The sequence below is a fragment of the Micromonospora sp. NPDC048170 genome (assembly GCF_040652795.1).
GTDB lineage: Bacteria > Actinomycetota > Actinomycetes > Mycobacteriales > Micromonosporaceae > Micromonospora.
This window is the reverse complement of sequence record NZ_JBEZMR010000005.1, coordinates 64,536-78,941: the sequence shown is the minus strand read 5'-3', so window position 1 is coordinate 78,941 and position 14,406 is coordinate 64,536. Positions and strand designations below refer to the sequence as shown.

Genomic DNA, 14,406 nt, shown 5'->3' with positions numbered 1-14,406 from the left:
CCCCGTTCCGCTCGGCACGGACACGAGCGCCCGCGCACGCTGCAATGATGGTTCGTTCGCTGCGCTCACTCATAGCGGATCCTCGGGTCCAGGGCGGCGTAGAGCAGGTCTACCAGCAGGTTCATCAGCAGGTAGACGAGCACCAGGACCACCACGATGGAGACAACGGTAGCGCTCTCCTTGGTGACGATCGCTTGGTAGACCCGTTGGCCGATCCCGTTGATCCGGAAGATGCCCTCGGTGACGATCGCGCCGCCCATCAGGGCACCGAGGTCGGTGCCGAGCAGGGTCACCACCGGGATGAGGGAGTTGCGCAGCAGGTGGACCCCGACCACCCGGCGCATCGGCAGGCCCTTGGCGATGGCCGTGCGCACGTAGTCGGCGCGGCGGTTCTCCGCGATGCTCGTCCGGGCCAACCGGGCGATGTACGCCATCGAGGCGCTGCCCAGCACGAAGCCGGGGACGATCAGCTCGGAGAGCCGCATCTCGCTGGAGACCGTCGGCTTGACGATGCCCCACTGCACGCCCAGCAGCCACTGGGCCATGAAGCCGATGACGAAGATCGGCAGCGCGATCAGGAAGAGGCTGGAGACCAGGACCAGGTTGTCCAGGAAGCCGTTGCGGCGCAGACCGGTCAGCACGCCCGCGGTGAGGCCGATGATCGCCTCGATGGCCAGCGCCACCAGGGCCAGCTTCAGGGTGTTCGGGTAGGCGGTGGCGATGATGTCGCTGATCTCCCGGCCACTCCATGTCTGCCCGAAGTCGCCCTGGAAGAGGTTGCGCATGTAGTTGGCGTACTGCACCGGAAGCGGCTCGTCGAGCTTGAACTTGTCCTTCATCATGTTGACGAAGCTGTCGGGGCAGGGACGCTCACCGCACTTGCCGGCGAACGGGTCGCCTGGCACCTTCCACACGAGCCAGTAGAGCAGGAAGGTGGTCCCGATGAAGACCGGGACGAGTTGGAGTAGCCGTCTCAACAGATAACGGCCCATGGGGTGGTCCTCCAGACGGGGGGCGCGCGTCGGACGGCCGACACGGGGGTGACAGACGTGGCGAGGGAGTGGGGTGACCGCCCCCTCACGGAACGGCCCGGGTCGGGCCCACCGGTAGGTGAGCCCGACCCGGGGTCAGACCGTTCGGATCAGAGCTCGACCGAGGTGAGGTCCAGCTCACCGACGTTGGAGAGCTCCATCTTCTTGATCTTCTGCGAGTGGCCGGACTGCTGACCACCGAAGTAGACCGGGATCGACGGGACGTCCTGGTCGATGAGGGCGACGGCCTCGGCGTACTTGGCGTGCGCGGCCTCCAGGGTCGGCGCGGCCATGGCCTCCTTGGCCAGGGCGTCCACCTGCGGGTTGCTGTACTTGCCGTCGTTCGAGGAACCGCCGGTCACGTAGAGCGGGTTGACCCAGTTCTCCACGTCCGGGTAGTCCTGCTGCCAGCCGGCGCGGTACATGCCGGTCATCTTGCCGGCGTTGATGCCCTGGCGGAACACCGCGAAGGTCGGCACGCCCTCGGCGCGGGCGTTGATGCCGAGGTTCGTCTTGACCTGCTGCGCGACGGCCTCCATCCACTCCTTGTGGCTGGCGTCGGCGTTGTAGAACATGACCAGCTCGCCGGTGAAGCCGCCGGACTCGGCGTAGAGCTTCTTGGCCTCTTCGACGTTGAACTGGCAGGAGGTGCAGTTACCGGCCTTGGCGCCCGGGGTCAGCGGGTTGGCCCAGCTGTCGGCCGGCTTGCGGTTGCCGAAGAAGATCTTGTCGCTGATCTCCTGGCGGTTGATCGACAGCGAGATCGCCTTGCGCAGCTTGGCGTTCTGGAAGCGCTTGTCGTAGATCGGGAAGGCGATGATGCCGGTCGACGGGGTGGTCGACGAGATGGCCCGCTCGGCCAGGTCGGTCTTCCACTTGTCGCCCGCGAGCGCGGAGACCGGAACCTGCTGCTGGAAGTCCAGGTTGCCGGCGAGCAGGTCGTTGTAGGCCGCCGTGTCGTCCTGGTAGAGCTTGACGTTGACGTCCTTGATCTTCATCTTGTCGTTCAGGGTGTAGTCGTCGAAGCGCGTCAGCTTGATCTCGACGTCGTCTTCCCACGACACGAACTTGATCGGGCCGTTGCCGATCGGCTTCTTGCCGAAGGCCTCGGCGCCCTGGGTGAAGAACGCGTCCGGCAGCGGCATGAAGGTGCTGTAGCCGAGCTTGGTCGGGAACACGGCGGTCGGCGCGGCGAGGGTGACCTCGAAGGTGTACTCGTCGACGACCTTCAGGCCGGACATCTCCTTGGCCTTGGGCTCCGGGGCCTTCTGCGGGCCGTCGGCGCCGTCCGGGTCCTCGGTGTGGACGTCCTCGAAGCCCTGGATGTCAGCGAAGAAGCTGCCGTTCTGCGCACCGTTCGGCGAGTACGCGCCCCAGTTCCAGGCGTCCACGAAGTTCTTGGCCTTGACGACGGTGCCGTCGTGGAACTTCGTGTCCTTCTTGATCTTGATCGTGTAGACCTTGGAGTCGGTCGTCTCGATCGACTCGGCGACCGCGTTCCGCGGTGCGCTGCCGTCGTTCGGGTACTCGACCAGACCGGTCCAGATCCAGTCGATGACCGCCCCGCCACCGGTCTCGGTGGTGTTCGCCGGAACCAGGCCGACCTCCGGCTGGCTGCCGTCGATGGTGATCGCGCCGTCGGCGCTCGCGCCGGCGTCGCCGCCATCGTTGTCACTGCTCGAGCAACCGGACGCGACGAGCGCGAACGCCGCGCCCAGCGCGACCGCGCTGCCTGCCCGCTTCGAGACTCTCATTCCGAGGGGCCTCCTCTTTCTGAACCTGGATCCGTCGTGGGTTTCACGCACGTAAGTGGGGTGACACGTCCGGCGCCCGCAGGACGGGAACCGGTTTCACCGCAGTGAATTCGGGACAAGAATGATGTACCGATCCGCCGGGCCACCTCGCCGCCGCGCTCGGCACCGCGCACACGCGACCACCACGGAGCGCCGTCGACAGGCAGGGTCCATGGTTGTCAGGCCGTACGGGGTGCCTCACACCGGGGGTGAGGTGCTGCCACTGTGACACCAACCGGCCTGTTTCGTGAAGGTGCCGTTATCAAGCCGTTAGTTGGTCGCCACGTTGCCGATACTTGAAAAAAGATCATGATCTAGGCTGGTCGTACCGCTCTGAGCAGGAAAGACATGGTTCGGCAGGGGTCCTGGTCCCGGCGTGGGCTCGGCGGCTGTGAGCTTCCCCGCTTCCGCTCCGGCGCTCGCCGATGTCGTCCGGGCGTTGGCCGTTTCTGCCCATCCGGACGATGTCGACTTCGGCTGTGCGGGCACCATCGCCACCTGGGTGGACGAGGGTGTCGACGTGTCGTACCTGCTTGTCACCCGGGGTGACTCCGGAGGGTACGACGACACCCCACGCGCCGAGGTGGGCCGGCTACGGGAGGAGGAGCAGCGGGCGGCGGCCGGCGCGGAAGGGCTGGCGCCGTGGGTGGTCCGGGAGATCTGGTACGCCGGCGGTCCCGCGCCGGACCACGCTGTCGACGGCGAACGGCTCCGGCCCCGACACCGCGCGAAGGCGGTGCCGGGGCCGGAGCCGCGGAACAGGCGTCGATCAGGCCGTGAAGCGCAGCTTGCGACGGCGGAACATCAGCACGGCGACCGCGCCGGCGGCCAGCAGGGCCACGCCGCCCGCGATCGCGGCGGCGATCGGGGAGCCGGTCAGCGGCAGGTCCCCACCGCTGCTCGCGGGGGAGGTCGACGGGGCCGGGCTGTCGACCGGGGCGGTCGGCGACGGCGACTCCGCGGGCGCGCTCGGCGACGGCGACTCCGCCGGGGCGCTCGGCGACGGCGACTCGGTCGGGGCGGCGGCGAACGCGGCCTCGGCCTTGGCGGTCACGGTCTCGCCCGCGCTACCGCCGAGGATCAGCTTCTGCGCGGCGCGCTCGCCCGTGAAGAGGAAGACCCGGCCGAAGGAGACCGAACCCTCGGCGGAGACGGTCACCTTCACCTCGCCGGCACCGTCCGCGGTCAGCCAGAACTGCCCGCCGTTGGTGGTCGTGGTGACCGGCTTGCCCTCGGCGTCGACCGCCGAGCCGCCGCTGGCCGCGACGGTGATCTCGCCCGCCGGGCCCTTGACGGTGAACGGGCCGGCCTTCTCGCCGACGGTGGCCTTGGCCTTGGCCGGGTCGACGCTCAGGTCGGCCTTCGGCTCGGGCTGGTCCGTGGCGTTGGCGACCAGGTAGTCGCGGACCTTCTTGACCACCTCGTACTTCTCCTCGGCGAGCAGGTCCTTGCCGTCGACCCAGTTGCCGAGCTCGATGCCGTCGCTGAAGTGCCAGACGGCGGTCTGGGTGCCGAAGTAGAGCAGCTTGTTGGTGTCGGCCGGCTCCGTCACGGTGGCGCCGGCGGCGGCCAGCAGCTTGGCGGAGTCGGCGTTCGGGTAGCCGTGGGTGAGCACCCACTGCACCTTGCCCAGGTTCTTCACCTGGGACTCGTCCCAGGTGCCCTCCTTGTACTTGCCGTCGATCGCCACGTTGGTGTGGTAGTCGATGCAGAAGGCCGGGACGAGCTTGCCGTCGATCTCGAGCGCGAGTTCGCTCTGCTTGGCCGCCTTGCCGTTGAGCATCAGCTTGGCGCTGGCGCCCGTCGACTTGGCCACGCCGGTGGCCGGAGCGGCGGCGGCGGGCGCGGCGGAGCCGAGTGCCAGCGCGCCACCCGCGACGGTCGCCAGGGCGATCTGCGCCCAGCGCCGTCCTCGTTGTCCGAACATCAAGATTCGTGTACCTCTCCCCAGGGGTGACCCGCGCACGGCGGGTTGCGTGAAGCCGCCGTTCCCGCGGGATGTGCACCACCCGCACGCGAGAACGCGACGGGGAATTATGAGACGAAAGTTGATCGCTTGTCAGCCCCTGTGAGCCACATTCATCACTTCTGCCCGAAATGACGAGAAAAGAAATGGATCACACGAGCCGACGGTCGGCCGCCCAGCGGGACAACTCGTACCTGTTGGACATCTGGAGCTTGCGAAGCACGTTCGACACGTGCGTCTCCACCGTCTTGATGGAGATGTAGAGCTCCTTGGCGATCTCCTTGTAGGCGTACCCGCGGGCGAGCAGCCGCAGCACCTCGCGCTCACGGTTGGTGAGCTGGTCCAGCTCCGGGTCGGCCACCGGGGCGTCGGGACGGGCCGCGAACGCGTCCAGCACGAACCCCGCCAACCGGGGACTGAACACCGCGTCGCCGTCGGCCACCCGGCGGACCGCCGCGGCCAACTCCTCCGGAGAGATCGTCTTCGTGACGTAGCCCCGCGCGCCGGCCCTGATCAGCCCGATCACGTCCTCCGCCGCGTCCGAGACGCTCAGGGCCAGGAACTTGACCTGCGGGTGGGTACGCCGCATCGCCTCCAGCACCGCCCGGCCACCGCCGTCGGGCATGTGCACGTCGAGCAGCACCACGTCGGGCAGCGTGACGGCGATCCGGGTGACCGCCTCGCCGACGGTGCTCGCCTCGCCCACCACCTCGACATGCGCGCCCAGCTCGGCACGGACCCCCGCGCGGAACATGGCGTGGTCGTCGACGAGGAAGACCCGCAGCCGCTCGGCGCGGGCAGCCGCCCCCTCGACCGGTTCCATCGACTGCTCAGTCATCACTTGTCCCTCTCCGCCGTTGCCGGGTCCCGGGTGATCGGCAGGATCAACCGGACCTCGGTCCCTTCCCCCGGCTCGGAGCGGATCTCCGCCCGGCCGCCGTGCCGCTTCATCCGCCCGATGATCGAGCCCCGGACCCCGTGCCGGTGATCCTCCACCGTATCCGGGTCGAAGCCCTTCCCCCGGTCCCGGACGAAGACGCTGAGCTGGTCGGGCTCGACCTCGGCGTAGAGCGAGACGGTCTGCACCCCGGCGTGCCGCGCGGCGTTCACCAGCGCCTCGCGGGCTGCCGCCACCAGCGCGCCGACCCGCTCGTCGGTCTCCTGGTCGCCGACCACCACGGCCTCCACCGTGATCGCGAACGTGTCCTCGACCTCGGCGGCGGCCTGTTCCAGGGCGGCGGCGAACCGCTCGGTGGGCGAGCCGGTGGGCTTGTAGAGCCAGTTGCGCAGCGAACGTTCCTGCCCCCGGGCGAGCCGCTGGACGGTCTTCACGTCGGTCGCGTTGCGCTGGATCAGGGCCAGGGTGTGCAGCACCTGGTCGTGCACCATGGCGGCCAGCTCGGCCCGCTCCTGCTCGCGGATGCGCCCCTCGCGCTCCGACCGGAGCTGGTTGTACGTCCGCCACAGCACCGGCGCGGCCACCACGCCGACCCCGGCGAGCCCGACCAGGGCGAAGATCACGCCGTTGAGCACGGCGTCGAAGTTCTGCGCCGGTGAGTAGACCGCGACGACGCCGATGATGCCCACCGCGACCAGCACCCCGCCGCCGATGAACCGGAGCACGAAGGCCCGCCGGTCGCTCTCCTCCACCACCGCGCCCAGCCAGGGCACCGGCATGGAGTCGCCCCACTGCTGCCGCCGCTCCGGAGCCGACTGGTGCCATATCACGCCGGCACCCACCGCGATGATCGCGACCAGCCAACCGGCGGTGCCGGCCGCGCCGACCGAGTCGAAGACCATCACCTGCACCAGCAGCACGCCGAGGCCGATCGCCACGAACGGCAGCAACTGGGCGACGTCCCGGCGGGGCGGTACGGCGGTGTCGCCCGGACGCAGCGGCACGACCGCCCAGAAGGCCGCGTAGAGGAGCAGGCCGAGCCCGCTCAACCCGAGCAGCACCATGAAGGCCACCCGTACCCGCAGCACGGAGATGCCGAGGTGGTCGGCGATGCCGGCGGCGACCCCCGCGGCCATCCGGTGCTCGGGGGCGCGGTAGAGGCGGGGTGGCTGGATCACGGCGCTGATCGGAGACTCCCTGGTCTCGGCGGGCACTTGAGCAGGCGACGCTCCGTCGCCGGAATCGATCGTCACACGCCGCGCCGCCGCCCGGCCACGGGGACGCCCCCGACATTCGGGCCGCCGGGATCTCAGGGTGGGGTCAGGGTCGGGTCCTGAGGCCGCCCGGCGGGTCGGGGCAGCAGGATCGAGGCATGACCGAGGAAGCTGCCCAGTCCGCCAACCCCGGGGCGGCCCAGCCGGGTGGGCCGCCGCCCACCGCGACGCCACCGGGCGGGCCCACGCCCGCCGGCTCATGGGGGCCGCCGCCTACCGCCGGAGCCGCCGGTGGGACACCGCCGCCCGGCGCCGGGCCGCACCCGTTGTTCGGCGGCGCCGGCTTCACCTCGCGGTACGGGCTGGTGCGCCCCCGCGACGGCCGCTACCTGGCCGGCGTCTGCGCGGCGATCGGCCGGGCCACCAACACCGACCCGGTCCTCTGGCGGGTGCTGCTGGCGGTGCTCGGCTTCTTCGGCGGCATCGGCATCCTGGTCTACGTCACCGCCTGGCTGATCATCCCCGGCGAGGGGGACAGCGCCTCCCCCGTCGAGTCGATGCTGGGCCGGGGCCGGTCCAGCATGTCCCCGGTCACCGTGATCGTGCTGAGCATCCTGGTCGCGATCAGTTTCGCCTACATCGTCACGGACGCGTTCCGGGCGGTGCTGCTCGGCGCCACGATCCTGATCGGCGGCGCGCTGCTGCTGAACCGTGACAACAGGGGCACCCAGGGCGCGCCGGTCGGTCCCGTCCCGCCGCCCGCTGCGCCCAGCGCCCCGCCCGGTCCCGTGCCGCCGGTCGGCTATCCCGCCCCGAGCGCGTACGTGGCCCCGCCGACCGTGGCCGTGCCCGCCGGGGCGGGTCCGGTCCCGGCCCCGCCGGTGGCCGCCGTCCAGCCCACCTGGAGCGCCCCGGTCCCCGGCCGGCAGGCCGAGCCGACCGCCGAGCTGCCCGCCTGGCCGCCGGCCGCTCCGACTCCACCCGACCACCCCTCGACGGGTGCGCCGACCCCAGGCTGGCCGCAGGCCGCGCCCACCTCGGGCTGGCCCGCCGCGACCTCGGGGGCACCGGGACCGGGTCACCCGATGCCGCCGCCCCTGCCCCCGAGCTACCGGCCCCCGTTCGCCCCGCACGGCCCGTACGCCGGGCAGACCGTCGTGCCGCCCGCGCCGCCGAGGCCACCGGTCAAGCCGCCGAAGCGACCGCGCGAGCGCTCCCCGCTCGGCCCGGTGACGTTCTCGCTGATCTTTCTCGCCCTGGGCGTGGTCGCCGTCGTCGACCTGCTGGACGTCTTCGACGTCGGGGCGTCGGCGTACTTCGCGGCCACGCTGGCCACCATCGGGCTCGGCCTGGTGGTCGGCACCTGGTTCGGGCGGGCCCGATGGCTGATCGCGCTCGGGCTGGTGGCCGCCGCCGCGCTCGGGGTGGCCACCGTGGCCGAGTCGTACGACCGGATCCGGGGCGTCGACGGCAACGTCACCTGGGCGCCCGCCAACCACCGCGACCTCGCCCTGCGGTACGAGAACAGCTTCGGCGACGCGGTCCTGGACCTGCGGGCGGTCGACTTCGACAAGAAGAACACCGAGATCACCGTCTCCGTCAACTTCGGCGAGTGCACGGTGGTCGTACCGCCGAACGTCGACGTCACCACGGTGACCGACGTCAACGCCGGCGACGCGGTCGTCTTCGGCAAGCGCACCGGCGGGCTCGCCGGTGAGCTGCGGGAGGCGGCAGACCTGGGCCCGGACGGCCCCGGCGGCGGCACGCTGCGCCTCTACATCCACGTCAACGCCGGCAACCTGGAGGTGACCCGGTGAAGGCCCACCGCACCGACATCGTGTCCTTCGCCTTCGGGCTGATCTTCCTCGGCCTCTCCGCCTGGTGGTTGCTCGCCCAACTGCTCGGGCTCTCCCTCCCGCCGGTCGGCTGGTTCCTGGCCGGTGCGCTGATCCTGATCGGCCTGCTGGGCCTGCTGGGCGCGCTGCGCTCCGGGCGGTCCGCCGACACCGCCACCACCGGCGTCGCCCCCGACGCGGTCGAGTCCGTGTCCACCCCGCCGGCCCCAACGGAACGGGCGTCGGATCGACCGGGCACCGAGGTCGACGCGACGCGGTGGGACCTCGACCGGCTCGCGCCGGCCGACGAGTGGCCGACGCGGGCCGTCACCGACGATCGGCCCGAGGCGGTCGAGGACCGCGCAGCCGACGAGGACGCCCTGCCCCGGCGAGCCGACGGGCCGCCGCCCGGCGAGGAGCGCCCGCGCGGCTGACCACAGCGGTGCGGCCGGCCTCGGCGGCGGCCTATGCTGGCCGATGGAGAGCTCGCCTCCGCCGGCCGACCCACGCCGACCTGGCCGCCGCGCCGGCCGGACCGCGCCGCCGTGGCGGTCCCGCCGCGATTCCCGTCTCTACCCCGTCAGGAGTCCGTCCGACATGACGCAGTCCCCCGCCGTGCGCACCTCCGGCCGGTCCGGTCCGGTCCGCATCGGCGAGCGAGCCGCCCGTACCCTCGTCTCCGAGCTTGCCCGGATCAACGACCCGAAGGCCGCGCTGCTGGTCGGCGCGATGCCCGAGTCCGCGGTGCTGGCCGCGGCGATCGAGGCGCTGCTACCCGGCGACACCCTCACCCTGGTGCCCGCCGGGTCGACCTCCTCGGCGGCCCTGCGGGAGCACGTCACCGCCCAGGGCCGCTGGGTGGCCGACCGGGTCCGTGTGGTCGACACCCTCGCCGAGGCCGAGCCCGCCGCCGTGGTCGTCGCCGGGGAGCCGTTCACCGGCACGGCCGACGAGACCCGCGCCGCCGTCGAGGGCCTGACGAAGTACCTCGCCGAGGGCGCGGTGCTGAGCGTGGCCACGACCGCCACGCCGGGGCGTACCGAGGGTGCGGCCGCCGAACTGGACCGTCAGGGCGCACTGTACGGCGTCGGCGTCGACCTGGTGCTGCGCAACACGCCGCCGCTGCGGGTGTACCGGCTCCGCTACACCCCGGCCGACGCCGCCTCGGCTGCCCGGCTCGCCCCGGCGTACCGCCCGTCCAGCGTCCCGCTGACCCGCGGCATGCACATCGACTCCAACGGGGTGGCCGCGGCCGGCATCGCGCTGGGCCTGGCCGCGGTGGCCCGGGCCAGCCGGCCGAAGTCGAAGCTCTGGCTGCTCCCGGCCCTGGCCGCGGCCCCGGTGGCCGCCTTCTTCCGGGACCCGGAGCGCGACGTGCCGGAGGACCCGTCGGCGGTTGTCGCCTCGGCCGACGGGCGGGTGCTCTCCGTGCAGCGGCTGCACGACGAGCGCTTCGGTGCGGGCGAGTGGCTGCGGGTCGCGGTCTTCCTGTCGGTGCTGGACGTGCACGTCAACCGCGCTCCGGTGGCCGGCAAGGTGGTCGACTACTTCGTCGCCGACGGTGGCTTCGCCAACGCCATGAAGCCGGCGGCGGAGCACAACGTGGCCGCGTACACGGTGCTGGACACCGCGCACGGGACGGTGGTCGTGGCGCAGCGCACCGGCCTGATCGCCCGCCGGATCGTGCAGCGGGCGCCGATCGGCGCGCTGCTGGCCCGGGGTGAGCGCTTCGGCCTGATCCGGTTCGGCTCACGCACCGACGTCTACCTGCCGGCCGACGCGGCGGAGCCGCTGGTCGGCCCCGGGGACAAGGTCGTCGGGGGCTCGACCGTCATCGCCCGCTGGCGCTGACGGACCGGAGGCACGACACGAAGAAGGGGCGCCGCGATCGCGGCGCCCCTTCTCGCGTACGTGGGTCAGGCGGTGCGGCGCTGACGCAGCCAGAGCACGGGGCCGCTGACCAGGTAGCCGACCACGATCAGGGCGAAGGTGAGCCGGATGTCGATCAACGCGCCGATCACCGGGGCCAGCCACAGCCACGGCGGCAGCTTCACCAGCCGGGCGAGCTTCGCGTAGGGGAAGCTGGAGACCATGGCGAAGGCGAGCAGCGCCACGCCGGCGACCTGGACGATGCCCGGCACGGGCAGCCCGATGGCGACGGTCAGGGCGAGCACGGCAGCCGCCATCGTGGTGGGCACGCCGCAGAAGAACCTGCCGTCCTTCGGCGAGACGTTGAACCGGGCGAGCCGGATCGCCGCGCACGCCGCGACGAGGGCACAGGCCACCGCGGCGGCCGGTGTGGAGACCGAGCCGGCCAGCGAGGCGTAGACCACCACGGGGGCGGCGAGCCCGAACGAGCACATGTCGGCCAGCGAGTCCATCTGCGCGCCGAACGGGCTGGCCACGCCGAACCTGCGGGCGAGCGCGCCGTCGAGGCCGTCGAAGACCACGCAGGCGATCAGGAAGAGCGCGGCGATCCGCACCTCGCCCTGCATGGCCAGGAAGATCGCCAGCATGCCGAGCATCACGCTGCTGAGCGTGCAGGCGTTGACCACCGCGAACTTCATCTGGCGGGCGACGGTCCGCTCGCCGGGAAGCAGCGGGATCGACATCGCCGCCTCGTCGTCGACCGGTGTCGTGGGGCCGAGGGCGGGGCTGACCGGGACGACCGGGGCGACCTCTGTGCGCTCGACCCGGGTCAGGCCGTAGCGGCGGCGCGGCCGGTCGGCGAAGCGGTGCTCAGGCAGTGCGAGGTCGCCGGATTCGTGCAGGTCACCGTCGCGGCGACCCACCCGGACCAGCAGCACCTGCCGGGCGAGTGTGCTGCTGCGACGCAACGGGCCTGCCCAGCGACGCCCTGCGGGACGCGGACTGTCAGTGGTACGACGCCGGCGCCATGGGGCTCTCGGCACGTTTCCTCCATCACCGGATCGGCTGACCGCCGCGAGGGCGGGCGTCCGGCTGTCTCGTGCCGGACCTTTCTGGTCCGGCAGCCGTTTTGCGGAGTACACCATCGCATAAGGGAACGGGGGTTGGCGATAGCTGCCGGCGGTACTTATATCTGGCCTAACCGCGCAAACCGCTCTCTTATTCCTATCCCGGGCTCCATCGCCCGTTTCCTCCACCAACCCCACATCGAATGTACCGGAACCCGTCTCGGCCGGCTCGGCGAGCGTGGGCCGGGGCACGCCGGTGTCCGGTTACGGACGGCCGCCTGTACGGCCGGCGGCCAGCGCGAATGCGGCGAAGTCGGTGAGCGGAAGCCCGACGAGCTGCCCGGGCGTGAACCAGCCCGCCCTGGCGGTCGAGCCACCGGCCAGCTCTGTCACCCGCGCCTCGGTCGGTACGTCGACCGCCACCTGGTAGACCACCTGGATGCCGTGCCAGTCGATCGGGTGCCCCTCCGGGCCCAGCGCAGCCGGGTTGTGCAGGTTCTCGACGCCGATCAGCTCGACCATCCGGCCGAGCTGGCCGGACTCCTCGACCAGCTCGCGCAGCAACGCGGCGACCGGCTGCTCCCCGTGGTCGATCCCGCCGCCGGGCAGGTGCCACCGGCCGGCGCCCGGGTAACCGTCCGCCATCAGGGTGAGCAGCACCCGGCCCGCGGGGTCGGTGACCAGCCCGTACACCCCGAAGCGCTGCCGCCGGCCGGCCGGTGGCGCGGTGGCCGGCCCCTCCGCCGGGGACCGGGGCAGCTCGGGCGGCAGGGGCAACGCGGGCAGGCCGAGCAGCTCGGCGGTGAACGGCATCAGCGGCACCGCCGCCGCCTCGGCGGTCGTGAACCAGTCCAGCCTGTCGCTGCCGCCGGCCGGCTCCGGTCGCGGCACCCCGTCCCGCATGGTGATGTCGAACACCAGGCGGTCGGTGTGGACCGCCACGCCGGCGTCACGGAAGGTCGCCACGTCGGCGAGTACGGCCCGCAGCCCGGCCACCTCCACGGTGAGGCCGGTCTCCTCGGCGAACTCGCGGACCACCGCGTGCGCCGGATGCTCGGCGTGCTCCAGCCCACCTCCCGGCAGCTGCCACACCCCCGGGTACGGGCACGAATCCGACCCCCGGGCCAACAGGACCCGCCCGTCCGAGCCCCGGCACACCCCGTACGCCCCGACCCGCCGCTGTTTCCTCACCGCCCACACTCCCCGCCTGCGCCGACCCCGTTCCGTCGATCATGAGGCTAGCCGCAGCGGATCCGGCGTGCCGCCCGGCCAACCTCATGATCAACGAATCGGGCCAGGTGAGGCGGGGTGACGGTGGTCAGGCGAGGCGGGCGGCCTGGACGGCTTCCGCCGTCACCTCGGTCAGGCGGTCGGTGGGGAGGGCGCCCAACTCCTCGCGGGCGAACCAGCGGGCCTCGCAGGTGGAACCGCCGACGTCGGCGACGGTGGGCGGGGCCGGTTTGTCGACCACGACCCGGTAGAAGGCGCGTACGCCGTGCCAGTCGATCGGATAGCCCTCCGGGCCGAGGGAGGCGGCGTCGCGGTGGCTGGCCACGCCGAGCAGCTCGACGAGGCGGCCGGCCTGCCCGGTTTCCTCGACCAACTCCCGGATCAGGGCGGCGCCGGGCTGCTCGCCGTAGTCCGTGCCGCCGCCGGGCAGGTGCCAGCAGCCCGCACCCGGGTAGCCGTCGGAGACCCGGGTCAGCAGGACCCGGTCGTCCGGGTCGGTCACCACCGCGTACGCGGCGAAGCGCTGGGCCCGGTGCAGCCCGTCGGGGCCGGGCACGGCGTAGAACGAGGGGAATTCCGGCGCCTCGTCCGGAACGATGTCGGCGGACGACGCGGGCAGGCCCAGGGCCCGCGCGGTGAACGACCGCAGTGGCAGCTCACGGGCCTCCGCCGGGGTGAACCAGCGTGCCAGGTCGGTCGGCCGGTCGACCCGGTCGGCGAGCGTCCCGCCCCGGACGGAGACCTGGTAGATCAGGCGGTCGGTGTGGATGGTGATGCCCCGCTCCGGCAACGCCCGCATGTCGGCGAGCACGTCGTGCAGGCCGGCGACGGTGACGGAGAGACCGGTCTCGGCGGCGGTTTCCCGTACGACGGTGTGGTGCGGGTCCTCACCGTGGTCGACCGCCCCGCCGGGCAGCGACCACGTGTCGGGTGTACCGGAGCGCTCCGATGCGCGGACCAGCAACACCCGACCGACTGAATCAGCACAAACTGCGTATGCCGCGATCCTGCGGAGCGGCTCCAGCATGGTGGTCACGGGGCCAAATTCTCCCCGGCCCAGGTTGACTCCATCGAAAAGAGTCAGATTCCTGACTGAATACTCGCGCCTCAGGGGCAGGTCAGGGTAGGGATCCGGGCAGTCACCGAGGCCGGCCGAGTCGCCGGCACGGACCGTGGAGGCATGACCTACACCGCCCCTCCCCGGCCCCCGTACAAGCAGCTTCGTCGTCCCGTCACGGACCGGATGGTCGCCGGCGTGGCCAGCGGCCTCGGCCGCTACTTCGCCGTCGACCCCACCCTGGTCCGGGTGGTCTTCGCGGTCGCCGGCCTGCTCACCGGCGGGCTCGCGCTGCTCGCGTACCCGATCATGTGGTTCCTGATGCCCGAGGAGCCGGCCGACGCGCCCGCCTGGCCGCATCCCGCGCAGGCCGCGTCGCCCACCGTGCCGCCGGCGGCCGGCGCGCAGCCGGCACCGCCGACCTACCCGCCCGCGGAGTGAGTCGG

11 protein-coding genes and 2 pseudogenes are annotated in these 14,406 nt (G+C 72.1%); 5 read left to right on the top strand and 8 right to left on the bottom strand.

The window, feature by feature from the left end:
- Positions 1-65: 65 nt before the first annotated feature.
- Positions 66-992, bottom strand: a complete 927-nt coding sequence (locus tag AB0D32_RS10870; protein ID WP_357087626.1) for an ABC transporter permease — start codon at positions 990-992, stop codon at positions 66-68.
- Positions 993-1,141: 149 nt separating this feature from the next.
- Positions 1,142-2,785: an ABC transporter substrate-binding protein gene (locus tag AB0D32_RS10865; RefSeq protein WP_357087624.1), complete on the bottom strand. Its 1,644-nt coding sequence runs from the start codon at positions 2,783-2,785 to the stop codon at positions 1,142-1,144.
- Positions 2,786-3,200: 415 nt separating this feature from the next.
- Between AB0D32_RS10865 and AB0D32_RS10860 the strand changes: the two are divergent.
- Positions 3,201-3,449: pseudogene (locus AB0D32_RS10860) on the top strand (PIG-L family deacetylase); the annotation flags it as partial.
- Positions 3,450-3,593: 144 nt separating this feature from the next.
- Here the strand turns inward: AB0D32_RS10860 and AB0D32_RS10855 are convergent.
- From AB0D32_RS10855 to AB0D32_RS10845, 3 genes are all read right to left on the bottom strand, one after another.
- Entirely contained in the window at positions 3,594-4,751 is a 1,158-nt protein-coding gene (locus AB0D32_RS10855) for a Cys-Gln thioester bond-forming surface protein (protein WP_357087622.1), read from the bottom strand.
- 190 nt (positions 4,752-4,941) lie between these two features.
- Positions 4,942-5,628 carry a response regulator transcription factor gene (locus AB0D32_RS10850; protein WP_357087620.1) on the bottom strand — a complete coding sequence of 229 codons (687 nt, stop codon included), beginning with the start codon at positions 5,626-5,628 and terminating at the stop codon, positions 4,942-4,944.
- Entirely contained in the window at positions 5,628-6,866 is a 1,239-nt protein-coding gene (locus tag AB0D32_RS10845; protein ID WP_357087617.1) for a PspC domain-containing protein, read from the bottom strand. Before AB0D32_RS10845 ends, AB0D32_RS10850 begins: the two co-directional genes overlap by 1 nt.
- Positions 6,867-7,060: 194 nt before the next feature.
- Between AB0D32_RS10845 and AB0D32_RS10840 the strand changes: the two genes are divergently transcribed.
- The 3 genes and pseudogenes from AB0D32_RS10840 (at position 7,061) to AB0D32_RS10830 (ending at position 10,588) form a co-directional block, all read left to right on the top strand.
- The gene (locus tag AB0D32_RS10840) at positions 7,061-8,719 is read left to right on the top strand and encodes a PspC domain-containing protein (RefSeq protein ID WP_357087614.1); all 1,659 of its coding nucleotides are present in this window, start codon (positions 7,061-7,063) and stop codon (positions 8,717-8,719) included.
- Positions 8,716-8,907: pseudogene (locus AB0D32_RS10835) on the top strand (hypothetical protein); the annotation flags it as partial. The gene AB0D32_RS10840 and the pseudogene AB0D32_RS10835, both read left to right, overlap by 4 nt.
- A 427-nt stretch (positions 8,908-9,334) precedes the next feature.
- Positions 9,335-10,588 carry a phosphatidylserine decarboxylase gene (locus AB0D32_RS10830; RefSeq protein ID WP_357087611.1) on the top strand — a complete coding sequence of 418 codons (1,254 nt, stop codon included), beginning with the start codon at positions 9,335-9,337 and terminating at the stop codon, positions 10,586-10,588.
- 65 nt (positions 10,589-10,653) lie between these two features.
- Here AB0D32_RS10830 and AB0D32_RS10825 read toward each other — a convergent pair whose 3' ends face one another.
- The 3 genes from AB0D32_RS10825 to AB0D32_RS10815 all read right to left on the bottom strand — a co-directional run bounded on the left by AB0D32_RS10825 (position 10,654) and on the right by AB0D32_RS10815 (position 13,939).
- Positions 10,654-11,574 carry a CDP-alcohol phosphatidyltransferase family protein gene (locus AB0D32_RS10825; RefSeq protein WP_357087608.1) on the bottom strand — a complete coding sequence of 307 codons (921 nt, stop codon included), beginning with the start codon at positions 11,572-11,574 and terminating at the stop codon, positions 10,654-10,656.
- A gap of 363 nt (positions 11,575-11,937) precedes the next feature.
- Positions 11,938-12,864 (bottom strand): NUDIX domain-containing protein, encoded by a 927-nt coding sequence (locus tag AB0D32_RS10820; protein ID WP_357087606.1) that lies wholly within the window; start codon positions 12,862-12,864, stop codon positions 11,938-11,940.
- Positions 12,865-12,991: 127 nt separating this feature from the next.
- On the bottom strand, positions 12,992-13,939 hold the full coding sequence (locus tag AB0D32_RS10815; RefSeq protein WP_357087603.1) for an NUDIX hydrolase: 948 nt from the start codon (positions 13,937-13,939) through the stop codon (positions 12,992-12,994).
- A gap of 144 nt (positions 13,940-14,083) precedes the next feature.
- Here AB0D32_RS10815 and AB0D32_RS10810 point away from each other — a divergent pair, with 144 nt between their 5' ends.
- On the top strand, positions 14,084-14,401 hold the full coding sequence (locus AB0D32_RS10810) for a PspC domain-containing protein (protein WP_357087601.1): 318 nt from the start codon (positions 14,084-14,086) through the stop codon (positions 14,399-14,401).
- Positions 14,402-14,406: the final 5 nt, after the last annotated feature.